This window comes from Pseudoxanthomonas wuyuanensis, assembly GCF_900215535.1.
GTDB lineage: Bacteria > Pseudomonadota > Gammaproteobacteria > Xanthomonadales > Xanthomonadaceae > Pseudoxanthomonas_A > Pseudoxanthomonas_A wuyuanensis.
Map to the genome: position 1 here is coordinate 1 of NZ_OCND01000006.1, position 25,184 is coordinate 25,184.

Genomic DNA, 25,184 nt, shown 5'->3' on the forward strand with positions numbered 1-25,184 from the left:
CAGGAACAGTCCGCCGGCATCGAACAGGTCAACCAGACCATCACCCAGATGGACGAAACCACCCAGCAGAACGCCGCCCTGGTCGAGGAAGCCTCCGCCGCCGCCCGCGCCATGGAAGAACAGGCCGGCGCACTGGCCGCCACCGTGGCCATCTTCCGCCTCGAAAGCGGCGCCGGCAGTGCAGCCGGCGCGCCGGCTGCGGCCGCTGCCGCCCACGCCATCGCCCCGTCGGCAAGACCGAAGACCCCGGCCAAGCCCGTCGCCGCACCGGTGGAGGAAATCGCCCTGGCCGAAGGCGAGGACTGGCAGGAGTTCTGAGGCACGCGGCTTGCATGACGCCCGGTACCGGTAGCCGCCAGCAGCGGCGGCTACCAGCCCGCACCAGCCAACTTCCCGTCCGAGAAACCGATGTCCGTCCCCTCCCGCAGTCCCGACCTGACATCGCCGCGACGGCCCGCTGCCCCGGCGCGCCCCGCCGACGAACCGCGCGACCCGGGCGGACGCGAGTTCGAATTCGGCGATCGCGACTTCCGCCGCATCTGCGACCTGATCCGCGCCCGCGCCGGCATCGCGCTGGCCGACGGCAAGCGCGACATGGTCTATGGCCGCCTGTCGCGGCGCCTGCGCGCATTGGGGCTGCGCAGCTTCCGCGACTATCTGGACCGCCTGGAACAGGACGGCGGCGAGGAATGGCAGGCGTTCACCAATGCGCTGACCACCAATCTGACCGCTTTCTTCCGCGAACCGCACCACTTCGAGCGCCTGCGTGAAGAATTGCAGGCCTGCGGCGGGCAGGAACCGATCCGGCTGTGGTCGTGCGCCGCCTCCACCGGCGAAGAACCCTACTCCATCGCCATCACCGCCTGCGAGACCTTCGGCACGCTGGCGCCACCGGTGCGCATCCTGGCCACCGACGTCGACACCCAGGTGCTGGCCACCGGCGAGCGCGGCATCTATCCGCTGGAACGCATCGCCAACCTGGACGCCGACCTGCGCCGGCGCTATTTCCAGCGCGGTACCGGCCCCAACGACGGTTTCGCCCGGGTCAACCCCGCCCTGCGCCGGTTGATCGACTTCCGCCCGCTGAACCTGCTGGCGCCGCGCTACGACGTCAGCGGGCCGTACAAGGCGGTGTTCTGCCGCAACGTGATGATCTATTTCGACAAGCCGACCCAGCGCGACATCCTGACCCGGCTGGTGCCGCATCTGGCCGACGACGGCATGCTCTACACCGGGCATTCGGAAAACTACCTGCACGCGGCCGATATCATCCAGCCCTGCGGGCGCACGCTGTACCGGCGCGCGCGGGCCGCCGCATGAGCGCATGCCGATGAAAGCCGCGACCGCACGCGCCAGCGCCGACGACAGCGTGATGCGCTATCACGATGCGCGTTTCCAGACCCCGGCCGCCAAGCTGCTGCCCACCCAGTACCTGGTGGTGGACAGCGACATGGCGCTGGTCACGGTGCTGGGATCCTGCGTGGCCGCCTGCGTGCGCGATCCGCTGCTCAAGCTGGGCGGCATGAACCATTTCCTGCTGCCCGACGGCAATGTCGGCGATGGCGCGCCGGCACGCTACGGCAGTTTCGCGATGGAACTGTTGATCAACGATCTGCTCAAGCGCGGCGCCGCGCGCAACCGCCTGGAAGCCAAGGTCTTCGGCGGCGCCAACGTGCTGAAGGGGTTCACCAGCAATCCTGTGGGCACCCGCAACGCCGAGTTCGTCCGCCAGTACCTGGACGCCGAACGCATCCCGGTGACCGCCGAGGATCTGCGCGGCATCCATCCGCGCAAGGTCTGGTTCTTCCCGCGCACCGGCCGGGTGGTGGTGCAGCGGCTGCCGCACGCCCACGATGCCGAAGTGCTGGCTGCCGAGTCGGCCATCCGCGCACGCTTGTCCAAGGCGCCGGTCACCGGCGGCGTGGAGCTGTTCTGATGAGCGTCGCCCCGTGCAAGGTGCTGATCGTCGACGACTCGGCCGTGGTCCGCCAGTTGCTGAGCGAAATCCTTGCCGGCGATCCCGGCATCGAAGTGGTCGGTACCGCTTCCGACCCGCTGCTGGCGCGCGAGAAAATCAAGCGCCTCAACCCGGACGTCATTACCCTGGATGTGGAAATGCCGCGGATGGACGGGCTGGCGTTCCTGGAAAACCTGATGCGGCTGCGGCCGCTGCCGGTGGTGATGATCTCCTCGCTGACCGAACGCGGCGCCGATACCACGCTGCAGGCGCTGGCCCTGGGCGCGGTGGATTTCATCAGCAAACCCAAGCTGGACGTGGTCCATGGCCTGCAGGCCTACGCCGGCGAGATCGTCGAGAAGGTCAAGGCTGCCGCGCGTGCGCGCGTGCGCCCGCTGGCGCGGACCGGCACGCCGCGCAGCGGCATGGAAACCATGCTGCCGGCGGCGAAGATGCCTTCGCTGCGCTTTCGCACCACCGACCGGCTGATCGCCATCGGCGCCTCGGCCGGCGGCACCGAAGCGCTGCGCGTGGTGCTGGAGCAGATGCCCGCCGACGCGCCGGCCATCGTGCTGACCCAGCATATTCCCGCCAGCTTCAGCCGCCCGTTCGTCGAACGGCTGGACCGGCATTCGGCCATGGCGGTGCGCGAAGCCAGCGATGGCGAGGCCATCCTGCCCGGCCATGCCTACCTGCCGCCGGGCGGCCAGCACATGCGGGTGATCCGCGATGGCGCGCGTTGGCGCTGCCGCATCGACGACGGCCCGGCGGTCAACCGCCACAAGCCGGCGGTGGACGTGCTGTTCCGTTCGGTTGCGCTGAACGCCGGCGCCAACGCCATTGGTGCCATCCTGACCGGCATGGGCGACGACGGCGCCCGCGGCCTGCTGGAAATCTCCCAGGCCGGCGGCCACACCCTGGTCCAGGACGAAGCCAGCAGCGTGGTCTGGGGCATGCCCGGCGCCGCTGTGCGCCTGGGCGCGGCCGGCGAAGTCGTGCCGCTGGAACGCATCGCGGAGCGGCTGGTCGCGCTGGCGGCGCAGGCGGTCTGATCGCGCGCGGCCTTGCCTCATGTCTTGCGGATCTTCCTCGGTGGGAGCGACGGCTTTCAACAGGGAAACCTGCATTGACCATTCGCAGCCGCCATTGCCACGCACCTGGAGACTGTCGCCATTGCGATTCGACATCCCCTTCCGAAAAATCCCGTCCGCTTCGGCTAAAGACAATCTGCCGGCGGCCGATACCAGAAACGTGATTCAGTAGAGAGCTCACATGTACTCGCGCATTCTGGTTCGTCTGGCGGCACCCTTCCTTCTGACCCTGCTGTTTCCGGTCTCCGTGGCGTTCGATTGGCCGGCGCCGGCGCGCTGGGCCATCCTGACCACGCTGACGCTGGCGTGGCTGATTTTCGCTTTCTACTCGGTGCGCAGTTCGCAACGGCCTTCGCCCGAACATGCCAAGGTCATCCACGAACAGGATGCGCTGCTGTCCGAACTGCGCCGCTTCGTCGGCAACGAGATCGACGGCTCCCGCGCCGAGATCGACCGCGCCCGCGAGCTGATCCGCGAAGCGGTCAGGGGCCTGGGCCAGAGCTTCGATGCGATGAGCCGCAAATCCCGCGAACAGAGCGCCGCGGTTTCGCGCATCATCGACCGCAACGGCGATGGCGACCGCGCCGGCGTGGACGTGGCGCGTTTTGCGCAGAACGCCAGCCAGCGCATGGAGCAGTTGGTGGAAGCGCTGGAACAGGTCAGCGGCCAGAGCACCACCACCGTGCACCACATCGACGAGATGGCCCAGCACCTGGACGGCATCTTCTCGCTGCTGGAAGACGTCAAGTCGATCGCCGACCAGACCAACCTGCTGGCGCTGAATGCCGCCATCGAGGCCGCCCGCGCCGGCGAGGCCGGCCGCGGCTTTGCCGTGGTCGCCGACGAGGTGCGCAACCTGTCCGAGCGCTCCACCGCCTTCAACGAGCAGATCCGCAAACTGGCGCACAGTTCCAAGGAATCCATCTCCAAGGTCCGCGATACCGTCTCCCACATGGCCTCGCGCGACCTGGACCGTTCCCGCGAAGCGCGCGGCGAAGCGGCCAACATGCTCAACCAGGTCGCTGCCATCAACGCCTCGCTGGGCGATGGCATGCGCGACATCTCGCAGTGCGGCCAGGCCATCGACAGCAGCGTCGCCGACGCCGTGCGCGCGTTGCAGTTCGAGGATATCGCCACCCAGTCGCTGGGCAGCGCGGCCACCCATCTGGATCGCCTGACCGCAATCAACCAGGAAGCGGTCGCCCTGCAGGAACTGCTGCATCGCAGCGGCGGCCCGATGGATCACGAACTGCTGTCGGCCTTGCGCCACATCGGCAGCCGCCTGCGCGACCAGCGCGGCGAATGGGAACGCCCGCCGCACAAGCCGGTCGCCCAGCAGAACATGGGTGCGGGCACCGTCGAACTGTTCTGACAGCCTGTCGAAAAACGCGCGCCCCGCGCGTTTTTCGAGTTGCGAATCCGGCACCCATCCGGACCCGTTCCCGGCCAAGCGGTCGCTTGCGCGCCCGCTTTTCCGCCACGACGGCCCCGCTGCCGGCAGCGCCGCCAACGCAGGGCAACGGCGCGAACTGGCATACTGCGACCTTCCTGGTAAGCCGTTCTTCATTCTGCTCATGGTCCCGCCCCGCTCTGGAGCCGCAGCCGACAACGACACCCCCGCCCTGCCCGAGCCCGGCAACGGAACGCTGTTGCGGCGCGCGCTCCGGGTGGAGGAACAGGAACGCCATGCGGTTGCGCGGGTGCTGCACAACGAAATCGGCCAGGCGGTATCGGCCATCAAGATGTCGGCGCATCTGGCCCTGGACGAAGCCGACGCCGAACAGCGCCGGCAGGATCTGCAGGACATCATCCGCATTGCCGACGACACCGTCGGCCGGCTGCGCGATCTGTCGACCCGCCTGCGTCCGCCGCAGCTGAGCGGCCTTGGCCTGGAAGCGGCACTGCGCGGAGAAGTCGAGCACCTGGCTGGCGCCACCGCCGCCGTCTCGCTGCAACTGCGGCCGCTGGCGCAGGAGCCGGACGAGGAACCGGCATTGGCCTGCTTCCGCAGCGTCCAGCAGGCGCTGGCGCAGGTCCTGCGCCATGCGCCGGCCGCCCGGATCCAGCTGACTCTGGCCGATGCCGGCGAAGGCCGCTTCAGCCTGTTGCTGACCGAGGATGCCGGCGTTCTGAGCGACGATGGCAACCCGGGCGGTTTCGACCTGCCGCTGCTGCGCGGACGCGTACGAGCGCTGGGGGGACAACTGCGGCTCGCAAGCGGCGCCGGCAGCGCCACGCTGCAGTTGCACCTGCCCTACCGGGCGCGGCAGGACGACGATGCGGCACCGTCGCCGGCCGGTGCGCGCAGCGGGAGCATCCGCGAATGAACGCAGGCATCACCCCCGACACGCTTCCCGATCTCAGCGTGGCCGGAATACCGCGGCTGGGCGCCGGCGAGCCGGAACTGGCGCGGATGGTCGAAGCCGCCGCCAATGGCGGCACGCCGCTGATGCTGTTGTATGTGGACATCGATCATTTCCGCTCCATCAACGAAAACATGGGCGAGGAGGTCGGCGATCAGGCGCTGACCCTGCTCAGCGAACGGCTGCACCAGGTCACCGGGCCGGCCGCGCGCGTCTGGCGGCACGCCAGCGACGAGTTTGTGGTGGCGGTGCCGCGCGGTCCCGACACGCTTGCGCCGGAAGCGTTCGGCGACTTCGTGCGCGAACAGATAGAACTGCCGATGACGGTGCTGCCGTACACGCTGTTCCTCAGCGGCACGGTCGGTGTGGCGCTGTGTCCGGAACACGCCGAAAACACATCGCGGCTGCTGCAGTGCGCCGAGAGCGCGGTGCACCAGGCCAAGCACGAGGGGCTCAACCTCACCCGCCTCTACAGCCACGGCGCGGCCATCAGCGTACGCACCGACAGCATCATCGCCCGGCAGCTCGTCAAGGCGACCGCCAACGACGAATTGCGGCTGTTCTATCAGCCGCAGATCAACGCCCACGACGGCCGCGTGATCGGCATGGAAGCGCTGTTGCGCTGGTACTCGCCCACCCTGGGCATGCTGGTGCCCGAGCGCTTCATGCATGTGGCCGAGAAGCTCGGGGTGATCGTGCAGATAGGCGACTGGGTGCTGAAGAAAGCCTTCCAGCAAGCGCGCATCTGGCGCGACTGGGGCTTCGACGATTTCGAGATTGCCGTCAACGTCTCCATCCTGCAGCTGTTGCGGCCGGACTTCGTCGAGGAAGTGCTGCAGGCGGTGCAGGCCGCCGGCATCCCGCCGCAGATGGTGGTGCTGGAAGTCCGCCAGAACGCGCTGGCCAAGGACATGAACCTGGTCCATCGCACGCTGGCCAACCTGCACCGCGAGGGCATCCGCCTGACCCTGGACGATTTCGGCATGGGCGATTCCAACCTGGACTCGCTGATGCGTTTCTCGGTGGACAAGATCAAGATCGATCGCAGCTTCGTGCAGGGCGTGCCGGTCAGCAACCGCGAGGTCGCCATCACCTGCGCAATCATCGCCATGGGCCATCAGCTGGGCATGAAGGTGATCGCTCATGGCGTGGAAACCGACACCCAGCTGGGCTTTTTGCGCCGCAACAACTGCGACATGTTCCAGGGCCATCTGTTCGGCGAGCCGATGACGGCCGAGGAAGCCGGTACGGTGTTGCGCCGGCGCTATCTGCGCGGCGATGCGTTCGCCGCCACCAAGCCCGACCGCACCCTGCTGCTGCTGGACGACGAGGAAAACATACTGCGTTCGCTGGTCCGGCTGTTCCGCCGCGACGGTTACCGCATCCTGGCCGCCAGCAGCGTCGGCGACGCCTTCGAACTGCTGGCCACCAACGACGTGCAGGTGATCCTGTCGGATCAACGCATGTCCGACATGAGCGGCACCGAGTTCCTCGGCCGCGTCCGCGTGCTGTATCCGGATACCGTGCGCCTGGTGCTGTCCGGCTACACCGACCTGGCCACCGTCACCGAGGCCATCAACCGCGGCGAGATCTACCGTTTCCTGACCAAGCCCTGGAACGACGACGACCTGCGCGAACACATCCGCCAGGCATTCACCACCTATGAAAGCCAGCCGCACCATCGCAGCAACGGTTGAGAAAACCTGGTACCTGTATCTGATCGAATGCCGCGGCGGCGCGTACTACGCCGGCATCGCCCGCAACGTGGAGGCGCGCTACCAGGCGCACGCCAACGGCACCGGCGCCAGGTACACCCGCGCCAACCCGCCGCTGCGCCTGCTGGCCAGCAAGGCCTATCCCGACCACAGCGCCGCCGCGCGCGCGGAGTGGGAGCTCAAACGACTGCCGAAGCGGAAGAAGCTGGTCTATTTCATGTAGGAGCGACGGCTTTCAACAGCCGAATGGCTGGTCAAGTCGCGATGGCGCCCAGGCGCCATCGCCATGAGGCGATGTTTCCTGTGGGAGCGACGTCAGTCGCGACTCAGCGGTGCCGGCACCGCGTCCACAAGGAACGGCGAAGAGGGTTCAACTTTCGCTGCGGCCGTGCTGGCGGATCGGCAGGGTGATGCGGAAGCACGAGCCCTCGCCCGCCTTGCTGCGCACCTCGATCTGGCCGTTGTGCTTCTTGACGATGCCGTAGCTGATCGACAGCCCCAGACCGGTACCGCTGCCGACCGGCTTGGTGGTGAAGAACGGGTCGAAGATGCGTTGCTGGATGTCTTCGGGAATGCCGCCGCCGGTGTCCTCGATTTCGATCCATACCTCGTCGGCGTCGGTGCTGGTGCCGGTGGTGACGGTAATCCTGCCGCGCTCGGCGATGGCATGGCCGGCGTTGAGCAGGATGTTCATGAACACCTGGTTGAGCTCGGACGGCAGGCATTGCACCAGCGGCAGTTTGCCGTAGCGTTTTTCCAGCGTGACCTTGTACTTGAGCTCGTTCCAGATGATGTTGATGGTCGAATCCAGGCCGGCGTGCAGATCGGCCAGCTTCCAGGAATCGTCGCGTCCGGAATAGGAAAAATCCTTCAGGTTGCGCACGATCTGGGTGACCCGCTCGATGCCCTCGCGCGACTCGGCCATCAGCTGCGGCAGATCGCCGCTGATGAAATCGATATCGAAACGCGCGCGCATATCGTCGATTTCCGGCAGCAGCGCCTTCGGATCCGGCGCCCGCAACGCGCGCTCGTACATTTCGATCAACGCGAACAGGCTGTGCAGGTATTCCTGCAGCGAACCGAGATTCGAATGCACGTAGCCGATGGGATTGTTGATCTCGTGCGCCACGCCGGCGGCCAACTGGCCGATCGAAGCCATCTTCTCCGATTGCAGCAGCTGCTCCTGGGTGCCGGCCAGGCGCACCAGGGTCTGCCGCAGCTGGGCGTGGCGGCGCTGCAATTCCTGCTGGCGCGCATGCGCTTCGCTGATGTCGTGGAAAACGATCAGCAGGTAGCCTTCATCGCCCGGATGGCGGTGATGGTAGGCGCGAACCTGCAGGATGCGGCCGTCGGTCAGGGCCAGATCGCCATTCCAGCGTCCGGTGATGCGCGAGGCGCCCATCGCGCCGGCCGGCAGCAGCGCCACCAGCGCGGCCAGCGCGTTTTCCGTCTCCGGCACCAGCGCCCGCGCGGCGCTGTTGGCATGCAGCGGACGTCCGTTGCCGCGGCACAGCAGCACGCCGTCGTCCATCAGCTCGCTCAGCGCCTGGATGTCGGCGAACGCGGGAATATCGCCGATGCGGGCGGGGACAGCCACCGTCTTGAGTGCGATACGGGGAGATTTGCGGGGAGGATTCACGTCGCCAGTATCAGCATCCGATGCGGAGCCGGCAAGCGTTGCCTAGAGCGTGTTATGGCCTTCGCACTCATCCCAAAGGCCATAACACGCTCTAGACCACGCCCAGCGGGCGCGAGACCTGCACCCGGTTGGTCTGCCCGTGGGCATCGTAGGCGCCACTGCTTTCGCTGCGGCCCAGGTGGCGCAGCGCCCAGTTCACTTCGCGGCGGCGGCGCGCCAGCAGTGCGCCGTTGGCGTGATTGAGTTGCGACAGCTCGGCCAGGCGCGGCTCCAGCCCTTCGGTATCGGCCGCCGGCATCGCCGATTCCAGCCGACGCAATGCCTCGAGCTTGTCGCCGGTGGAGCGGATCAGCGCCTGGACGTCGTGATCGAGAATCGCCTGCCGCTCCTGCTCAAGCGCGGCGGCCAGGCGTTCGATCCACGGGTTCAGCGCTGCGCTCATGCGCCCAACTGGCGTTCCAGGCTGAGCATGCCGTCGGCGATGGCCTCGGCATTGACCTGGTAGGTCCCGGCCTGCAGCGCCTCGCGGACGGCCTGCACGCGGTTGTTGTCGACGGCCGAAGCCGACGACAGTTCGCGCTGCATCGCCTGCAGACTGGCGGCTTCGCCGGTCAGGCGCAGGCTGTCGCCGCCTTCGCTGGCTTCCACCGGACGCGAACGCTCGCCGCCGGCAGGCGCCACCCGTCCCCCGATGGGTCCGGTGCTGCGCACGGCGGCAGGCGGCGTGCCTTCGATTTTCTGGCTCATGTCGGTCTACCTGTTACGGGTTCGATGAAGTTATCGGCATTGCAGGAGGAAGCTTTAGTGACGCAGGCCACAAATTCACGGATATCCCGCCGCGCCGCCTGATTGCTTTGTCCGCATCCGGTATCGGCGGCCGGCAACGGGACTTTAGGCCTGCCGGAAAAAAAATCCTCACCGGCTTACCCAGATGTCGCCGCCGGCGCCGACGGTGCCCTGGATGACCCGGCGCGAGGACAGGTTTTCCACCATCACCCGCTCGTTTTCGCCGGCATCGCCCAAGGCCTTGCCGGCCATGCGCACTTCCACGCCGCCGCGGCGCGACACCAGCGCCACGTTGTCGCCGCGCCGGATCAGCCGCGGCGCGACCAGATCGCCGGCCGACAGCACGCTGCCGGCGCTCAGCGTCCGCCGCGCGACCTGGCCGATGGCCAGCGCCGGGTCGGCCACGGCCGCGCCGACGATGCGGCTGGCGTCGCGGGTTTCGGCGACGAAGGCATCGGCGCTGATGACCTGCCCGGCACCGATGCCGCGGCTCAAGACCAGCACGGTCTGGCTGCGCCGCACCCGCACCGGCACGAACAGGCGCCAGCCGGCATCCTGCGGGCAGCTGACCTCCACCGAATGGGAGCCCTGCACCCGTGCCGCCAGCGGACTGGCGCAGCGCGGCAAGCGCAACGCCGGGTCCAGCGTGGCCTCGGCCTCCGAGCCGGCCGGCAGCGCCGCCAGCGCGACCGATTTGATCGACTCCACCGGCTGGAAGTCGGCCGCCAGCACGGCGGTTGCGGCCAGCAGGGCGGTCAGGGCGATGGCGATACGCAGCATGGGGTGTGTCCGTCGGATCATCGACGGGGGTTCTGCAAGGGTTGTGCCATGAAGGATGACGCGGGTTTTGACGGTATTGCTGGAAAGCAAAGCTTTCGCACCTGTCGGTGCGAGTTACTTTCTTTGCTTGTGCAAAGAAAGGTAACCAAAGAAAGCACACCCCAGGCGGTGCGCCCTGCGCTGCGCTCCGGGTTCGCGGGCTCTGCGGGAATTCCGGAACGGCGCGCGTCCTGCGCGCCGCCCTGCGGGTTTAGCCCGCAGAACCCGCCGCACCTCAAGGGGCCCCTTGAAAAGCAACTGCAAAAGCAACTGCAAAAGCTGGCGCGCGGGCAGCCTGAATGTCCATCGTTGCAGCAGCTCTTGCTGTTGCTCTCAGCTTTTGACTTTTTGGGTCCCTTGAGGCGTGGCGGAGGGGGCGGGGAAGAACCCGCAGGGCGGCGCACATGGACGTGCGCCGTTTCCGGAAGGGGCAGGATGCCCCGTCCGGAAATCCCCGGCCCCGCAGCGGACCTGGAGCGCGCAGCGCGGAAGGCGCGCCGCCGGGTGGCCTTTCTTTTGGTTACTTTTCTTTGGCCACGCAAAGAAAAGTAACTCGCACCGACAGGTGCGAAAGCTCTGGCTGTTGACGTCAACCTCTCAAAAATAGAGCTTTCGCGATGCCGTGACGTTGGCTAGCTGCTCTTCCTGCAGTGAAGCTGATTGGCCCAGCCCACACTGACATCCGAAAGGGGAACTGAAGGTCCTCCCCCTCAAGTGCCCCCTCCCTGTGCCGATATGCTGTCCATGAGCCAAGACCTACTGAACCGCATCGACCAGCGTACCCGCCTGGCCGGCCACAACCGGCTGGCCCTGCTGCTGTTCCGGCTGGGCGGACGTCAGCTTTTTGGCGTCAATGTCTTCAAGGTGCAGGAAGTCCTGCGGCGGCCCCCGCTGTTCCAACTGCCCGGCCTGCCGGCCGAGTTCAGCGGCGCGGCCGACGTGCGCGGGCGCTCGATCCCGGTGCTGGACCTGGGCCTGAGCATCAGGCATCCCGAGCGCGACCCGAACCCGGAACATTCGCCCAACTACCTGGTCGTCACCGAATTCAACCGCTCCATCCAGGGCTTCCTGGTCAGCGGCGTCGAACGCATCGTCAACATCGCGGTGGAAGACATCCACCCGCCGCCGGAACTGGGCGCGGACAACAGCTACCTGACCGCGGTGACGCGCTTCCAGGGCGAGCTGATCCAGGTCATCGACGTGGAAAGCGTGCTGGCCGACATCTCGCAGGCCCGCATGGACGCCCCGCTGGCGCCGGAGATGGCCTTGCCCGCCGATGCCCCGCCGCTGCAGGTGCTGGTGGTCGACGACTCCCGCGTCGCCCGCTCGCAGATCCGCAGCGTGCTGGAGCAACTGGGAGTCACCGCGACCCTGCTCTCGGACGGCCGCCAGGCGCTGGATCACCTCTTGCAGATACACGCCGGCGGCGAGCACCCGGCCGACCGCTATGCGATGGTCATCTCCGACATCGAAATGCCGGCCATGGACGGTTATACCCTGACGACGGAAATCCGGCGCCACCCGGCCCTGGCCGACCTGTACGTGCTGCTGCATACCTCGCTGTCGGGCGTGTTCAACAACGCCATGGTCGAACGCGTCGGCGCCAACGCCTTCGTCGCCAAGTACAGCCCGCACGAACTGGCCGAGTACGTGCTCAACCGGCTCAACGAGGTCGTAGCGTCAAGCTAGAAACGAGTGAGAAGGAACGAGGAACGAGTGGAAAGCCGCTGCTCTTACTCGTTTCTCGTTCCTTCTCACTCGTTCCTAGCTTTTGGCACAGCTCTTGCCTCTGCTCTGGCAACGATCCGCTGGGGCGTGCCATGTCCAATCCGCTTTCCGACTTCCTGGGTGTCCACGCCACGGCGCTGCCGTTGCGCGAGCAGCGTATGCAGCTGATCGCCAGCAATCTGTCCAACGCCGACACGCCGCACTACAAGGCCAAGGATCTGAACTTCCAGGCCGCCCTGGAGAACGCGGCTGCCGCCAGCGCGCCGCTGCAGTCCACCGACGCCCGCCACCTGAACGGGCTGAACCTGCCGCCGCAGATCTACGAACGCGCCGGCGTGCAGCCCAGCCTGGACGGCAATACCGTCGACGCCGACGTCGAACGCGCCGCCTACGGCCGCGCGGCGCTGGAATACCGCGCCTCGCTGAGCTTCATCGAATCCAAGGTGCGCGGCATGCTCACCGCCATCACCGGCCAGTAAGGGGCGACGCCATGAGCAATCTTCCGATTTTCGACGTTGCCGGATCCGCGCTGCAGGCGCAGTCGGTGCGGCTGAACACCATCGCCAGCAACCTGTCCAACGCCGACTCCATCGCCTCCTCGCCGGAGGCGGTCTACAAACCTATCGAACCGGTGTTCCAGGCCCGCCCGCTGAATGCGGACGGCTCGCTGACCTCGGTGCAGGTCAAGGAAATCGCCCAGAGCGAGGCGCCGCCGGTCAAGCGCTACCAACCCGGCCATCCGATGGCCGACGCCGAAGGCTATGTCTATGCCCCGGATGTGGACCCGGTGGCGCAGATGGTCAACCTGATCTCGGCTTCGCGCGGCTACCAGGCCGGCGTTGAAGTGCTCAACACCGCCAAGGAACTGGCGCTGGCCACGCTTTCGATGGGCCGCTGAAGCGGTTGACCCGACCAATCCGACAGGAAACCGCCCATGAGCACCATCACCAACGACCTCTATTCCAGCTCCACCACCACCAACACCAAACCGGCGTCCGGCGCGCTGGGACAGGCCGATTTCATGCGGCTGATGACCGAACAGCTCAAGCATCAGGATCCGCTTAAGCCACTGTCCAACAGCGAGTTCATCGGACAGCTGGCGCAGTTTTCCACCGTACAAGGGATTGCCGATTTGAACACGACCGTTGCGGGATTCAACAATGCGCTGACCGGCGACCAGGTGCTGAAGGGCGCCTCGCTGGTGGGCCATTCGGTGCTGGTGCCGTCCGACCAGTTGGCGCTGAGCGGCAGCGGCGAAGCCAGCGGCGTGGTGATGGCGCCGGAGACGGGCAGCATCACCATCGAGATCACCGACGCCAGCGGCGTGATCGTGCGCAAACTGACGCTGCAAGCCGACGCCAAGGGCGAAGTCCCGTTTGCGTGGGACGGGCTTAACGCCAAGGGCGATCAGATGCCGACCGGCGCGTATTCGATCAAGGCCACGCACACCGCCAGCAGCGGCACCGCCACCACCCTCAACACCTACGTCGATGCCACCGTCGAAAGCGTGACGATCGGTTCCGACGGGCTTTACCTCAACCTTCCAGGCCTTGGCGCCGCACCGATCGACTACGTGCTGCGCATCGGCAAATCCGCTTCCTGACGTTTCACAGGCAATCCAGGCCGCAACCTCCAGGGGTATCCATCATGGCTTTCAACAGTTCGCTCTCCGGCATGAAGGCGGCCAACGCCGACCTCAACGTCACTTCCCACAACATCGCCAACGTCAACACCACCGGCTTCAAGGAGTCCCGCGCCGAATTCGCCGAGGTGTTCTCGACCACCGGCTACGGCCTGCTGCGCAACGGCATCGGCGCCGGCGTGCGGCTGACCAACGTGGCCCAGCAGTTCTCGCAGGGCGACATCAACCAGACCGGGCGCTACCTTGACCTGGCCATCGACCAGGAAGGCTTCTTCACGGTCAGCAACAACGGGACCAATGTCTATACCCGCGCCGGCAACTTCCAGCGCGATTCCAACGGCTTCGTCACCACGCCCGACGGCTACCGGCTGCAGGTGTTCCCGCCGCGCGCCGACGGCTCCGGCTTCGATACCGGCCGCCTGGTCGACCTGCAGCTGCTGACCAGCGATAGCCCGCCCAGCCCGACCACCCGGGTCAACCTGGGCGTCACCCTGCCCGGCAATGCCGCCGAACCGACCATCGCACCGTTCGATCCCGCCGACGGCAACAGCTATAACGAAACCACCTCGGTCACCGTGTACGACTCGCTGGGCGTGGCGCATGCGCAGTCGGTCTACTACGTGAAGACCGCCAATCCCAACGAATGGCAGATGCATACCTATGTCGACGGCACCTCGATGGGCGCGCCGACCACCGTGCAGTTCGACAACAATGGCGCGCTGACCGCGCCCGCCAACGGGCTGGTGACACTGGATCCGTTCACCCCGACCACCGGCGCCGGCGTGCTCAATATGACGATGGACATCAGCGGCACCACCCAGTACGGCGAGGCCTTCGCCAAGAAGGATCAGCGCCAGGACGGTTTCGCCAGCGGCAAGCTCAACGAATTCAGCGTTTCGCCCGAAGGCGTGGTTTACGCGCGCTACTCCAACGGCGTGGACCGCGCGGTCGGCCAGGTCGCACTGACCAACTTCACCAATCCGCAAGGCCTGGTGTCGCAGGGCAACAACACCTGGACGCACAGCTTCGCCTCCGGCGAGCCGCGCACCGGCGCGCCCGGCACCTCGGATTTCGGCCAGGTCGCCTCCGGCGCGCTGGAAGCCTCGACCGTGGATCTGACCGAACAGCTGGTCAACATGATCGTTGCCCAGCGCAACTTCCAGGCCAACTCGCAGATGCTGTCCACGCAGGATCAGATCACGCAGACGGTCATCAACATCAGGTGATGCGAGAAATGAGTGATGAGGAGTGAGGAGTGAGGTAAGAGCCTCACGACTCCCTCGCTCCCCATCGCACCGCTTCCACTCATTTCTCGCTCCTCTTCACTCACTCCTCGCAACTCACTTCTCGCCGGCTCACCCCATGGACAAAGGACTCTACGTCGCAATGACCGGCGCCCGCGCTTCGCTGCAGGCGCAGGGCACGGTGGCGCAAAACCTGGCCAACGTCGACACCAAGGGCTTCAAGGCGCAGTTGGCGGCGACCGAGGCGTTCCGGATCGCCGGCGAAGGGTTTCCGTCGCGGATCGACGCGATGCTGATCCAGCCGGGGTTCGACGCCAGCCCCGGCACCCAGATGGTCACCGGGCGCTCGCTGGACATCTCGCTGCGCGAAAACAACTGGCTGGCCGTGCAGGCCGCCGACGGCAGTCAGGCCTATACCCGCAACGGCGAACTGGCCATCACCGCCAACGGCATGCTGGTCACCGCCAACGGCCATCCGGTGCTGGACGAGGCCGGCAACCCGATGGCGGTGCCGCCGGCGCAATCGATCGATATCGGCAACGACGGCACGGTATCGATCATCCCGCAGGGCGAAGGCCCGCAAACCATGGCCATCGTCGGTCGCATGCGCGTGGTCGATGCCCAGCCGGAACAACTGACTCGCGGCGGCGACGGCCTGATGCGGCAGGCCGACCCGCAGACCGTCCTGCCGCAGGCCGGCGGCAACAGCCTGAGCACCGGCATGCTGGAAGGCAGCAATGTCGACGCCGCCGGCGCGCTGGTGCAGATGATCCAGTTGCAGCGCCAGTTCGAAATGCAGGTCAAGGTCATCCGTACCGGCGACGACATGGCGCAATCGTCGAACCAGTTGCTGAGGTTGGGCGGCTGAAGCGCCAGGAATGGGAAATAGGGAACGGGGAATCGAAAAAAGCCGGCTTGCGCCGGCTTTCTGACGTTCCGGGCACGCGGCAGCGCCCGTCACCATTGAAACTCAAAGCTCCCCATTCCGTCATTCCGGCGCAAGCCGGAATGACGAGGGTGTCTTTTTCTGGAGCGCCAGAAACCCGTGACGGGAATCCGCCCGGCGTTCCGGCACAAGTCTTGCCTTACTTCTTCCGAAGCGGGCTGCTGCTACTCCCGATTCCCCATTCCCGCACGGAGAAACCACGTCATGAATCAAGCCCTCTGGGTCGCCAAGACCGGACTGGATGCGCAGCAGACGCGCATGTCGGTGGTCTCCAATAATCTGGCGAACACCAACACCACCGGCTTCAAGCGCGACCGCGCCAGTTTCGAGGATCTGCTGTACCAGCAGGTGCGCCAGCCCGGCGGTTCCACCTCGCAGCAGACCCAGCTGCCGTCGGGCCTGCAACTGGGCACCGGCGTGCGCGTGGTGTCGACCTCCAAGGATTTCCAGCAAGGCAATCCGCAGCAGACCGGCCGCTCGCTGGACGTGATGGTCAACGGCCGCGGCTTCTTCGAAGTGCTGCTGCCCGACGGCACGCCCGCCTACACCCGCGACGGTTCGTTCCAGATCAACGCCCAGGGCGAACTGGTCACCAACAGCGGCTATCCGGTGCAGCCCGGCATCCAGATTCCCGAAGGCGCGCAGTCGATGACCATCGGCAACGACGGCACCATCAGCGTGACGATGGCCGGTGAAGCGCAGGCGCTGGAAATCGGCGCGCTGACGCTGACCGACTTCGTCAATCCCTCCGGCCTGCAGGCCAAGGGCGAAAACCTGTACGTGGAAACCACCGCCTCCGGCCCCGCCCAGAACGGCACGCCCGGCCTCAACGGCCTGGGCAGCGTGGTGCAGGGTTCGCTGGAAGGCTCCAACGTCAATGTCGTCGAAGAGCTGGTCAGCATGATCGAAACCCAGCGCGCCTACGAAATGAACGCCAAGGCCATCTCCACCACCGATGCCATGCTCGGCTATCTGAACAACAACGTCTAAGGCACACGCCATGAAGCGATCCGCTTACGCCATCACCGCCCTCGCCTTCGCCGTGCTGATGCTCAGCGGCTGCGCGCGCTCGTTCGGCGATGTCCGCCCGTATGCGCCGATGCAGCCGATAGAACCGGTGATGGCGGCGCAGGCGCCGGCCACCGGCGGCGCCATCTACCGCGCCGGTCCCAGCCTGAACCTTTATGGCGACCGCCGCGCCCGCGATGTCGGCGATCTGCTGACCATCAACCTCATCGAGAACACCACCGCGCAGACCTCGGCGACCACCGCCATCGACAAGGAAAGCGACATCACGCTGGCCGCGCCCAGCATCGCCGGCGCGCCGCTGACCTACCACGGCCGCGACCTGCTCAGCGCCTCGGTCAATGGCGAACGCGGTTTCAGCGGCAACGGCCGCAGCGCGCAGAGCAACCGCCTGCAGGGCAGCCTGACCGTCACCGTGATCCAGCGCCTGCCCAACGGCAACCTGGTCGTGCAGGGGCAGAAGAACATGCGCCTGAACCAGGGCGACGAACTGGTGCAGATCCAGGGCATCGTGCGCGCCGCCGACATCAATCCGGACAACAGCATTCCCTCCAGCAAGGTGGCCGACGCCCGCATCGCCTACGGCGGCCGCGGCGCGATCGCGCAGTCCAACTCGATGGGCTGGCTCGGCCGGTTCTTCAATTCGCCCATCTATCCGAATTGAGGAGAACATCATGTTGAGATGGACGGCTTTCTTTCAGCCGGGACCCGGGACCCGGGACCCGGGACCCGGAAAAGCGTTGCGCCGTGGACGTTCCTTCTCGGGTCCCCGGTCCCCGGTCCCCGGTCCCGTACTACTGGCCTCCCTCCTGCTGCTGACCGCCTTCTCCGCCCACGCCGAACGCATCAAGGATCTGGCCCAGGTCGGCGGCGTGCGCAGCAATCCGCTGGTCGGCTACGGCCTGGTGGTGGGCCTGGATGGCAGCGGCGACCGCACCAGCCAGGCGCCCTTCACCGTGCAGAGCCTGAAGAACCTGCTGGGCGAGCTGGGCGTCAACGTGCCGCCCAACGTCAATCCGCAACTCAAGAACGTGGCCGCGGTGGCCATCCATGCCGATCTGCCTGCCTTCGCCAAGCCCGGCCAGGCCATCGACATCACCGTGTCCTCGATCGGCAATTCCACTTCGCTGCGCGGCGGCAGCCTGCTGATGGCGCCGTTGCGCGGCGCCGACGGCGAGGTCTACGCCATCGCCCAGGGCAACCTGGTGGTCGGCGGCTTCGGCGCGCAGGGCCGCGACGGTTCGCGCGTTTCGGTCAACGTGCCCAGCGTGGGCCGCATTCCCAACGGCGCCATCGTCGAACGCGCGGTGCCCGATGCCTTCGGCGCCAGCGACGTGATCACGCTGAACCTGCACAAGGGCGATTTCACCACCGTCTCGCGGATGGTCGCCGCGCTGGAACAGAACTTCGGCGCCGGCAATGCCTACGCGGTGGACGGCGTCACCGTCGCCGTACGCGCACCGGCCGATCCGGGCCGTCGCATCATGTTCCTGTCGCAGGTCGAGAACCTGGAACTGAACCCGGGCTCGGCGCCGGCCAAGGTCGTCGTCAACGCCCGCACCGGCACCGTGATCATCGGCTCGCAGGTCACGGTGATGCCGGCGGCCATCACCCATGGTTCGCTGACGGTGACGATTACCGAATCGGCCAACGTCAGCCAGCCCAACGAATTCTCGCGCGGCGGCCAGACCGTGGTCACGCCGCAGTCGTCGGTGTCGATTACCGAAGGCGGCAGCCATATGTTCAAGTTCGCCGGCGGCACCTCGCTGGACGAAATCGTCCGCGCGGTCAACGAAGTCGGCGCCGCGCCGGGCGATCTGATCGCGATCCTGGAAGCGTTGAAGCAGTCCGGCGCCCTGCGCGCGGAGCTTGAGGTGATCTGATGAGCAGTCCGGCCATCGGCAGCCTGCAACCGGCGCTGGCGCTGAACGCTGCCAGCGGCACCGCCGATGCCGCGCGCATCGACGAGGTCGCGCGCAAGCTCGAGGGCCAGTTCGCGCAGATGCTGATCAAGTGCATGCGCGAGGCCAGCTTCGGCGATTCGCTGTTTCCCGGCGAAAACCAGATGTTCCGCGACATGTACGACCAGCAGTTGGCCAAGGCCATGAGCGAGGGCAAGGGGCTGGGCCTGGCGCCGATGATCGCGCGCCAGCTCGGCGGCAATGCGCCGGCCGCAGCCGGCCTGCCCGGCAGCTATGGCCTGTCCGAATACCGGCGCATGGCGCCGGGCGCATCGGTGCCGGCGGACGCCGCCCAGATGCTCGACGCCATTGCCGGCCGCAGCTCCGCTCCGGCATCGCCTCCCGATGGCGGCATGCCGTTGTCGTTTGCGCTCAAATCGATGGTGGCCTCTTCCGAAGCCTGCGATCAGGTCGAACAGGTCGCCGCCACGCCGCCGGAGAAATTCGCCAAGAACACGCCCGAGCGCTTCGTCGCGGAGATCTGGTCGCACGCGCAGACCGCCGCCCGGGAACTGGGCGTGGACCCGCGCGCGCTGGTGGCCCAGGCCGCGCTGGAAACCGGCTGGGGCCGCCGCACCATCCAGCGCAACGACGGCGGCAGCGCGCACAATCTGTTCGGCATCAAGGCCACCGGCTGGAAGGGCGAACGCGCCCGCGTCGGCACCCATGAGTACACCAACGGCGTCAAGCATTCGGAAACCGCCGACTTCCGCGCCTACGGCTCGCCGGCCGAGAGTTTCGCCGACTACGTGCGCCTGCTGAAGAACAATCCGCGCTACCAACAGGCGCTGGCCGCCGGCAAGGACATCGCCGGCTTCGCGCGCGGCCTGCAGAAAGCCGGCTACGCCACCGACCCCGGCTATGCCGCCAAGATTTCCGCGATTGCCAATGGCCCCACCCTGGGCAAGGTGCTGTCGGCGATGGGCAGCGCCGTCAGCTCGGCGGTCGCCAACACGCTGCGCCGCTGATCCAGGAGCCACCGAATGTCCAACCTACTCGCCACCGGCAGCAGCGCACTCCTGGCCTTCCAGCGCGCGCTGTCCACGGTCAGCCACAACGTCGCCAACATCAACACGCCGGGCTATTCGCGCCAGCGCGCCGAGTTCGAGGCGCGCGCCGGCACCTACACCGGCTACGGCCACCAGGGCAACGGCGTGCAGATCGTCGACATCCGCCGGATGGCCGATTCGCTGGCCACTTCGCGCCTGCTGGACGCCGGCGGCGAACTGAGCCGGCTGCAGCAACTGTCGGTATTGTCCAGCCGCGTGGACACGTTGTTCTCCGAAGCGGCCACCGGCATCAGCGCGCCGTGGTCGGGCTTCTTCGATTCGGTCAGCGCGCTGTCTTCCAATGCGGCCTCGTCGGCCGAGCGCGAAAACCTGCTGGCCCAGGCCAAGGCGCTGGTGACCCGCTTCAACCAGATCGACAAGCACCTGGACGGACTCAATGATGAAGTCAACAAAGGCCTGATTGCCGGCGTCGACGAAGTCAATCGCCTGGCCAACGAAATCGCCCAGCTCAACGGCAAGATCGGCAGCAACGCCAACACCGCCTCCGGCGACCTGCTGGACCGTCGCGATCAGCTGATCAGCCAGTTGGTCAGCTATACCGGCGGAACCGCGGTCACCCAGGATGGCGGGCAGATCAATGTATTCACCGCCGGCGGCCAGCCGCTGGTGGTCGGCACGGCCGCCAGCAAGCTGGTGACCACCTCCGACCCCTACCGCCCCGAACGTCTGCAGGTGGCGCTGGAAACCAACGGGCAACGCACCACGCTGGGCCAGAACGGCCTGGGCGGGCAGATGGGCGGATTGCTGGAGTTCCGCACCACGGTGCTGGACCCGGCCGTGGCCGAACTGGGCCGCATTGCGGTGTCGCTGGCCGAAACCTTCAACGCCGGCCACGCCGGCGGCATGGATCTGTACGGCCAGTTGGGCGGCGACTTCTTCTCGATACCATCGCCCAAGGTATCCGCGCATTCGGGCAACAGCGGCGATGCGGTGCTGCAACCGGCGCTGGGCGATCTGTCGGCATTGAATGGGCAGAACGTGTTGCTGCGTTTCGACGGCAGCAACTGGCTGGCCACCCACCCCGATACCGGTGCGGCGATACCGCTCAGCGGCTCCGGCACCGCCGCCGATCCGCTGGTGGTCAATGGCGTGGAGCTGGTGCTGGCCTCCGGTACGCCGGCGACCAACGACCGCTTCCTGCTGCAGCCCACCGCCGGCGCCGCCGGTGCAATCGGCGTGGCCATCACCGACCCCAGCCGCATCGCCGCCGCCACACCGGTCAAGGCGGCGGCGGATCTGGCCAATATCGGCAGCGGCAAGCTGAGCGGCCTCAAAGTCACCGACGCCGGCCACGCGGATCTGCTGACCCCGGTGGCCATCGAATTCATCGACGCCAACCAGTACACCATCGACGGCGCCGGTCCGTTCGCCTACAGCGCCGGCCAGACCATCAGCCACAATGGCTGGAGCCTGGTGCTGGATGGCGCACCGGCCGCGGGCGACAGCTTCAACGTTTCGGCCAACGGCACCAATTCCAGCGACAACGGCAACGCCAACCTGCTGGCCAACCTGGACGATGCGCGCGTGCTCAACGGCGGCACCACCACGCTCAACGGCGCGGTCAGCGGCCTGACCACCAGCGTCGGCTCGGCCGCGCGCCAGGCCGACTATTCTGCCGAGGCGCAACTGGTGATCTACAACCAGGCGCAGGCCGCGCGCGACAGCATTTCCGGCGTCAACCTGGACGAGGAAGCCGCGGATCTGATGCGCCTGCAACAGGCCTACCAAGCCGCCGCGCAGATCATCTCGACCGCCGACAACATCTTCCAATCCCTGCTGAGCGCGGTGCGCCGATGAACTACCGCATTTCCACCGGCATGATGTACCAGCAGTCGATCAACACGATGCTGGCCAAACAGGCCAAGCTGGCGCATACCCAGCAACAGCTTTCCTCCGGCCAGAAGCTGGTCACCGCCAAGGACGACCCGGTCGCCGCCGGCACCGCCGTGGGCCTGGACCGGGCGCTGGCCGAACTGGAACGCTTCGGCATGAACGCCAACGCGGTGCAGAACCGGCTGGGCCTGCAGGAAAGCGCGCTGACCAGCGTCGGCGATGCCATGGCGCGCATCAACGAACTCACGGTACAGGCCAACAACTCCGCGCTTGGCGACGACAGCCGGCTGGCCATCAGCACCGAGCTGAAAGCCATCTACGCCGGCCTGCTGGACCTGGCCAACAGTACCGACGGCGCCGGACGCTACCTGTTCGGCGGCACCGACGACGGCAGCGCCCCGCTCGCCATTTCCGGCGGCAATGTGATCTACAGTGGCAACCAGAGCCAGCGCCAGGTCGAAGTGGCGCCGGACATGTTCGTCTCCGACACCCTGCCAGGCAGCGAAGTGTTCATGCGCCTGCGCACCGGCGACGGCCGCGTCGACGCGCGCGCCGCCGCCGGCAACACCGGTACCGGCCTGTTGATGGATTTCAGCGTCACCAATGCCAGCGCTTGGAATGGCGGCAGCTACCGCATCGAATTCACCGCCGCCGACAGCTACCAGATCTACGACAGCAACAACGCCGTCATCGCCACCGGCGCCTACGAGAAAGGCGCCAGCATCGCCTTCGCCGGCGTGCAGATGAAGCTAGACGGCCAGCCCGCCGCCGGCGACAGTTTCGAAATCGGCCCCTCCGGCACCCGCGACATCTTCGCCACCGTGCAGAACCTGATCGCCGCGCTGGAAAGCAACCCGACCACCGACGCGGAAAAAACCGCGATGCAGAACGCATTGCAGACCTCGTTGCGCGACGTGGCCACCGCACAGGGCAGGATGATCGATGCCCGCGCCAGCGGCGGCGCGCAACTGGCCGCCATCGACACTGCCGCCAACCTGCGCGAGGCCAACGCCATCACCTACCAGGACACCTTGTCCACCCTGCGCGACCTGGACTGGGCCGAAGCCATCGGCCGCTACAACCTGGAAAACACCGCCCTGCAGGCCGCGCAAACCGTGTTCATGCAGATGCAGTCGCTGTCGCTGTTCAAGCTGATGGGTTGAGGCCGGCCCACCGCCGCAGATCTGCAGGCAAGCGCCAGATCTTCTTTTCAACGCAATCCTTTGCAGTCCCTGCCCCGCCTCGCGCGGGGGTTTTTTTTTCAGATGAGGGAACACCCATGCCTGTAGGAGCGACGTAAGTCGCGATGAAGCTTTACCGGTAACGCCTCATCGCGACTCACGTCGCTCCTACAGAAATTTACGACTTCCGATGTTTCTTCCGAACGTCGACAATCTGTCCTGAAGCTGGTGGCCAGGGCATTGCGGGACCGTACGCGGCATGGATGCCGCGTAAGAGCCCACAGGGACGTGTTTACGGCGTGTCGCGCAATGCCCTGGCCACCAGATTCCACTTAGACCCAGCCCACCCAGGGAGAAGAATTTTCTTGAAAGACTCCTCGGCATCATATCGGCATTGCTTCAATCCGCAGACAGCCACCAGCAAGGACAGCTTCATCCGCCCCACGCAGCGGGAGCCAGCGACTCATATTCCAGAAAACTTCTCTACGAAACCCGGTCCGAAATCAATACACCTTCCGCTCCGCCAACGGCGGCGGAGTCCACTGGTACAGCCAGGTTTCGCTCAACGCGCCACTTGCATCGCGCAGAAACAAACGCAGATCGATCTGGCTGCTGTCGTCCTTCTCGGGCACCGCATCGAACATCACCCGGTAGCCGTGGATCTCGTGCAGCGGCCGCGCCGAAACGGTTTCCAGCCTGGCGCCACTGGCCTGCAGCACCGGTTCGACAGAAGCATTGCGGGCAGCCAGCTGGGCCAGATTGCCGCCACGGAAATCCACCGCAAAACGCTGCGACCAGGCTAGGCGCTTGAACCCGATCACCCCGCCCAGGCCGGTGCGGGTCGACACGCACTGCGCCAACGCAGGCTCTGCCGGCGGCGCCGCTCCCCAGAACAGACGGTAGCCGAACAGCAATTCCTGCCCGGGCTGCGGCTTTTCCTTCGGATTCCAGAACGCGACGATATTGTCGAAGGTCTCGTCCACGGTGGGTATTTCCACAAGTTGCACCGAACCTTCGCCCCAACCGCCCTTGGGTTCCACCCACAGGCACGGACGCTTCTCGTAGAACACGCCATCGTCCTGGTAGTGGCCAAAATCGCGGTCGCGCTGCAGCAGGCCAAAGCCCCTGGGATCGCGATCGCTGAACATGTTGAAACGCAGCTGCGGCGGATTGGTCAGCGGCCGCCAGATCCATTCATCGCTGCCGCTGTGCATCGCCAGGCCATCGCTGTCGTGGATTTCCGGGCGCCAGTCCCAGGCCATGCGGCGATCATTCTCGCCGGTCTGGTACATGCTGGTGCACGGCCCCAGCCCGATGCGCTCGATGGCCTTGCGCGGATACAGCGCACTGTCGATTTCCATCAGCAGCGGTTCGCCCGGCGTCACCGCAAAACGGTAGGCCCCGGCGATGCTGGGCGAATCCAGCAGCGCGTAGACGACCACCGTTTCCGAGTCCCCGGCCGGGCGTTCCAGGTAAAAGGCGACAAAGTCGGGGAACTCCTCGTCGCTGCCGGTGCCGGTATCGATGGCCAGCCCGCGCGCGGACAGACCGTACTGCCCTTCAGCACCCACCGCACGGAAATAGCTGGCGCCCAGGAACGCGGCAAAATCGCGCTCGGGATCGCTGCGCCGGTTGAGGCGGAAGCCGGCAAAACCCAGATCGGCCGGCAACCCGACCTTGTCCAGCCCGCTGTCGCCATAGTCGAACATCGCCGGCTCGTACCCGATCTCGCGCGCCTGGCCGCCAGCGACCTCATGCATGGTCACCGGCTTTTTGAAGTACAGCCCCATATGGAAGAACTGCGCCAGGAAACGATGGTCATCGCCAGCCCACAATGCGTGATCCTTGCGATAGCGGATCGACTGGTACTGATCCCAGTCCAACGCCGCCACCGCCGCCGGCAGCTGGCCACCATGGCGCTGGTAAGGCGCGACAGCCAACGCCCGCGCCTGTCCCTTCAACGCAGCAAAATCGAATGGCTGCGGCGGACCGAAACGGAGGTTCTGCCCTGCCGCGCGGGAGTCATGCGGCAACAGCAACGCGGACGGCAGGCCAAGCGCAGCAAACGCGCCTGCCGCGCGTTTCAAGAATTTACGTCGATTCATCTGGTGGGGGATGGTGCAGAACCGAGGCAGCATGCTAATCGCTGCCGCGTCAAATCCATGTAGGCGCGACGGACGCAA

General features: G+C 66.4%; 24 protein-coding genes and 1 pseudogene. 20 read left to right on the forward strand and 5 right to left on the reverse strand.

Annotation, left to right across the window (positions count from 1 at the left end; genetic code table 11):
* The 8 genes and pseudogenes from CRO39_RS21220 to CRO39_RS12650 all read left to right on the forward strand — a co-directional run.
* Positions 1-318, forward strand: a pseudogene (locus tag CRO39_RS21220) (methyl-accepting chemotaxis protein); the annotation flags it as partial.
* Between the two features lie 90 nt (positions 319-408).
* Positions 409-1,320, forward strand: a complete 912-nt coding sequence (locus CRO39_RS12620) for a CheR family methyltransferase (RefSeq protein WP_097122318.1) — start codon at positions 409-411, stop codon at positions 1,318-1,320.
* 10 nt (positions 1,321-1,330) lie between these two features.
* Positions 1,331-1,936: a chemoreceptor glutamine deamidase CheD gene (gene cheD, locus CRO39_RS12625; RefSeq protein ID WP_097122319.1), complete on the forward strand. Its 606-nt coding sequence runs from the start codon at positions 1,331-1,333 to the stop codon at positions 1,934-1,936.
* Positions 1,936-3,009: a protein-glutamate methylesterase/protein-glutamine glutaminase gene (locus CRO39_RS12630; RefSeq protein WP_097122320.1), complete on the forward strand. Its 1,074-nt coding sequence runs from the start codon at positions 1,936-1,938 to the stop codon at positions 3,007-3,009. Before cheD ends, CRO39_RS12630 begins: the two co-directional genes overlap by 1 nt.
* 220 nt (positions 3,010-3,229) lie before the next feature.
* Complete coding sequence (locus tag CRO39_RS12635) at positions 3,230-4,420, forward strand: methyl-accepting chemotaxis protein (RefSeq protein ID WP_097122321.1); 1,191 nt, start codon at positions 3,230-3,232, stop codon at positions 4,418-4,420.
* A 202-nt stretch (positions 4,421-4,622) separates the two neighbouring features.
* Positions 4,623-5,375 (forward strand): sensor histidine kinase, encoded by a 753-nt coding sequence (locus CRO39_RS12640; RefSeq protein WP_097122322.1) that lies wholly within the window; start codon positions 4,623-4,625, stop codon positions 5,373-5,375.
* Positions 5,372-7,108, forward strand: coding sequence for an EAL domain-containing protein (locus CRO39_RS12645; RefSeq protein ID WP_097122323.1), 1,737 nt, complete (start codon positions 5,372-5,374; stop codon positions 7,106-7,108). The genes CRO39_RS12640 and CRO39_RS12645 overlap by 4 nt, the downstream gene beginning before the upstream one ends.
* Complete coding sequence (locus CRO39_RS12650) at positions 7,074-7,349, forward strand: GIY-YIG nuclease family protein (RefSeq protein ID WP_097122324.1); 276 nt, start codon at positions 7,074-7,076, stop codon at positions 7,347-7,349. The genes CRO39_RS12645 and CRO39_RS12650 overlap by 35 nt, the downstream gene beginning before the upstream one ends.
* 147 nt (positions 7,350-7,496) lie before the next feature.
* On the opposite strand, the gene CRO39_RS12655 is transcribed toward CRO39_RS12650, so the two are convergent.
* The 4 genes from CRO39_RS12655 to flgA all read right to left on the reverse strand — a co-directional run bounded on the left by CRO39_RS12655 (position 7,497) and on the right by flgA (position 10,349).
* Positions 7,497-8,657 (reverse strand): ATP-binding protein, encoded by a 1,161-nt coding sequence (locus tag CRO39_RS12655; protein WP_097122571.1) that lies wholly within the window; start codon positions 8,655-8,657, stop codon positions 7,497-7,499.
* A 199-nt stretch (positions 8,658-8,856) separates the two neighbouring features.
* The gene (locus tag CRO39_RS12660) at positions 8,857-9,207 is read right to left on the reverse strand and encodes a flagellar protein FlgN (protein WP_097122325.1); all 351 of its coding nucleotides are present in this window, start codon (positions 9,205-9,207) and stop codon (positions 8,857-8,859) included.
* The gene (gene flgM, locus CRO39_RS12665) at positions 9,204-9,512 is read right to left on the reverse strand and encodes a flagellar biosynthesis anti-sigma factor FlgM (RefSeq protein ID WP_097122326.1); all 309 of its coding nucleotides are present in this window, start codon (positions 9,510-9,512) and stop codon (positions 9,204-9,206) included. Before flgM ends, CRO39_RS12660 begins: the two co-directional genes overlap by 4 nt.
* Positions 9,513-9,680: 168 nt before the next feature.
* On the reverse strand, positions 9,681-10,349 hold the full coding sequence (flgA, locus tag CRO39_RS12670; protein ID WP_176520209.1) for a flagellar basal body P-ring formation chaperone FlgA: 669 nt from the start codon (positions 10,347-10,349) through the stop codon (positions 9,681-9,683).
* A gap of 765 nt (positions 10,350-11,114) precedes the next feature.
* Here flgA and CRO39_RS12675 point away from each other — a divergent pair.
* From CRO39_RS12675 to flgL, 12 genes are all read left to right on the forward strand, one after another.
* The gene (locus CRO39_RS12675; RefSeq protein ID WP_097122572.1) at positions 11,115-12,059 is read left to right on the forward strand and encodes a chemotaxis protein; all 945 of its coding nucleotides are present in this window, start codon (positions 11,115-11,117) and stop codon (positions 12,057-12,059) included.
* A 131-nt stretch (positions 12,060-12,190) separates the two neighbouring features.
* Positions 12,191-12,577 (forward strand): flagellar basal body rod protein FlgB, encoded by a 387-nt coding sequence (gene flgB, locus CRO39_RS12680; RefSeq protein WP_097122328.1) that lies wholly within the window; start codon positions 12,191-12,193, stop codon positions 12,575-12,577.
* An 11-nt stretch (positions 12,578-12,588) separates the two neighbouring features.
* Entirely contained in the window at positions 12,589-12,996 is a 408-nt protein-coding gene (flgC, locus tag CRO39_RS12685; protein WP_097122329.1) for a flagellar basal body rod protein FlgC, read from the forward strand.
* A 36-nt stretch (positions 12,997-13,032) separates the two neighbouring features.
* A complete protein-coding gene (locus tag CRO39_RS12690) occupies positions 13,033-13,701 on the forward strand; it encodes a flagellar hook capping FlgD N-terminal domain-containing protein (protein ID WP_097122330.1) in 669 nt (222 codons plus the stop codon).
* Positions 13,702-13,745: 44 nt separating this feature from the next.
* Entirely contained in the window at positions 13,746-14,966 is a 1,221-nt protein-coding gene (flgE, locus tag CRO39_RS12695) for a flagellar hook protein FlgE (RefSeq protein ID WP_097122331.1), read from the forward strand.
* Positions 14,967-15,102: 136 nt separating this feature from the next.
* Complete coding sequence (locus CRO39_RS12700; protein WP_097122332.1) at positions 15,103-15,852, forward strand: flagellar basal body rod protein FlgF; 750 nt, start codon at positions 15,103-15,105, stop codon at positions 15,850-15,852.
* A gap of 282 nt (positions 15,853-16,134) precedes the next feature.
* On the forward strand, positions 16,135-16,920 hold the full coding sequence (gene flgG, locus CRO39_RS12705) for a flagellar basal-body rod protein FlgG (protein ID WP_097122333.1): 786 nt from the start codon (positions 16,135-16,137) through the stop codon (positions 16,918-16,920).
* A gap of 10 nt (positions 16,921-16,930) precedes the next feature.
* A complete protein-coding gene (gene flgH, locus CRO39_RS12710) occupies positions 16,931-17,620 on the forward strand; it encodes a flagellar basal body L-ring protein FlgH (RefSeq protein WP_097122334.1) in 690 nt (229 codons plus the stop codon).
* Between the two features lie 76 nt (positions 17,621-17,696).
* Positions 17,697-18,839: a flagellar basal body P-ring protein FlgI gene (locus CRO39_RS12715; protein ID WP_274382274.1), complete on the forward strand. Its 1,143-nt coding sequence runs from the start codon at positions 17,697-17,699 to the stop codon at positions 18,837-18,839.
* A complete protein-coding gene (gene flgJ / locus CRO39_RS12720; RefSeq protein WP_097122336.1) occupies positions 18,839-19,885 on the forward strand; it encodes a flagellar assembly peptidoglycan hydrolase FlgJ in 1,047 nt (348 codons plus the stop codon). The genes CRO39_RS12715 and flgJ overlap by 1 nt, the downstream gene beginning before the upstream one ends.
* Positions 19,886-19,900: 15 nt before the next feature.
* Positions 19,901-21,784, forward strand: coding sequence for a flagellar hook-associated protein FlgK (gene flgK, locus CRO39_RS12725; RefSeq protein WP_097122337.1), 1,884 nt, complete (start codon positions 19,901-19,903; stop codon positions 21,782-21,784).
* A complete protein-coding gene (gene flgL, locus CRO39_RS12730) occupies positions 21,781-22,983 on the forward strand; it encodes a flagellar hook-associated protein FlgL (RefSeq protein WP_097122338.1) in 1,203 nt (400 codons plus the stop codon). The genes flgK and flgL overlap by 4 nt, the downstream gene beginning before the upstream one ends.
* 521 nt (positions 22,984-23,504) lie before the next feature.
* Here flgL and CRO39_RS12735 read toward each other — a convergent pair.
* On the reverse strand, positions 23,505-25,106 hold the full coding sequence (locus CRO39_RS12735) for an OpgD/OpgG family glucan biosynthesis protein (protein WP_097122339.1): 1,602 nt from the start codon (positions 25,104-25,106) through the stop codon (positions 23,505-23,507).
* Between the last annotated feature and the right edge of the window lie 78 nt (positions 25,107-25,184).

Excerpts from the sequence above, each read along its gene's own strand:
- CRO39_RS12635 (WP_097122321.1), top strand. The coding sequence starts at position 3,230 with ATGTACTCGCGCATTCTGGTTCGTCTGGCGGCACCCTTCCTTCTGACC.
- cheD (WP_097122319.1), top strand. The coding sequence starts at position 1,331 with ATGAAAGCCGCGACCGCACGCGCCAGCGCCGACGACAGCGTGATGCGC.
- CRO39_RS12620 (WP_097122318.1), top strand. The coding sequence starts at position 409 with ATGTCCGTCCCCTCCCGCAGTCCCGACCTGACATCGCCGCGACGGCCC.
- flgJ (WP_097122336.1), top strand. The coding sequence starts at position 18,839 with ATGAGCAGTCCGGCCATCGGCAGCCTGCAACCGGCGCTGGCGCTGAAC.
- flgC (WP_097122329.1), top strand. The coding sequence starts at position 12,589 with ATGAGCAATCTTCCGATTTTCGACGTTGCCGGATCCGCGCTGCAGGCG.
- CRO39_RS12630 (WP_097122320.1), top strand. The coding sequence starts at position 1,936 with ATGAGCGTCGCCCCGTGCAAGGTGCTGATCGTCGACGACTCGGCCGTG.
- CRO39_RS12645 (WP_097122323.1), top strand. The coding sequence starts at position 5,372 with ATGAACGCAGGCATCACCCCCGACACGCTTCCCGATCTCAGCGTGGCC.
- flgK (WP_097122337.1), top strand. The coding sequence starts at position 19,901 with ATGTCCAACCTACTCGCCACCGGCAGCAGCGCACTCCTGGCCTTCCAG.
- flgL (WP_097122338.1), top strand. The coding sequence starts at position 21,781 with ATGAACTACCGCATTTCCACCGGCATGATGTACCAGCAGTCGATCAAC.
- flgM (WP_097122326.1), bottom strand. The coding sequence starts at position 9,512 with ATGAGCCAGAAAATCGAAGGCACGCCGCCTGCCGCCGTGCGCAGCACC.
- CRO39_RS12675 (WP_097122572.1), top strand. The coding sequence starts at position 11,115 with ATGAGCCAAGACCTACTGAACCGCATCGACCAGCGTACCCGCCTGGCC.
- CRO39_RS12660 (WP_097122325.1), bottom strand. The coding sequence starts at position 9,207 with ATGAGCGCAGCGCTGAACCCGTGGATCGAACGCCTGGCCGCCGCGCTT.
- CRO39_RS12700 (WP_097122332.1), top strand. The coding sequence starts at position 15,103 with ATGGACAAAGGACTCTACGTCGCAATGACCGGCGCCCGCGCTTCGCTG.
- flgG (WP_097122333.1), top strand. The coding sequence starts at position 16,135 with ATGAATCAAGCCCTCTGGGTCGCCAAGACCGGACTGGATGCGCAGCAG.
- flgE (WP_097122331.1), top strand. The coding sequence starts at position 13,746 with ATGGCTTTCAACAGTTCGCTCTCCGGCATGAAGGCGGCCAACGCCGAC.
- CRO39_RS12640 (WP_097122322.1), top strand. The coding sequence starts at position 4,623 with ATGGTCCCGCCCCGCTCTGGAGCCGCAGCCGACAACGACACCCCCGCC.
- CRO39_RS12655 (WP_097122571.1), bottom strand. The coding sequence starts at position 8,657 with ATGGACGACGGCGTGCTGCTGTGCCGCGGCAACGGACGTCCGCTGCAT.
- flgB (WP_097122328.1), top strand. The coding sequence starts at position 12,191 with ATGTCCAATCCGCTTTCCGACTTCCTGGGTGTCCACGCCACGGCGCTG.
- flgH (WP_097122334.1), top strand. The coding sequence starts at position 16,931 with ATGAAGCGATCCGCTTACGCCATCACCGCCCTCGCCTTCGCCGTGCTG.
- CRO39_RS12690 (WP_097122330.1), top strand. The coding sequence starts at position 13,033 with ATGAGCACCATCACCAACGACCTCTATTCCAGCTCCACCACCACCAAC.
- CRO39_RS12735 (WP_097122339.1), bottom strand. The coding sequence starts at position 25,106 with ATGAATCGACGTAAATTCTTGAAACGCGCGGCAGGCGCGTTTGCTGCG.
- CRO39_RS12650 (WP_097122324.1), top strand. The coding sequence starts at position 7,074 with ATGAAAGCCAGCCGCACCATCGCAGCAACGGTTGAGAAAACCTGGTAC.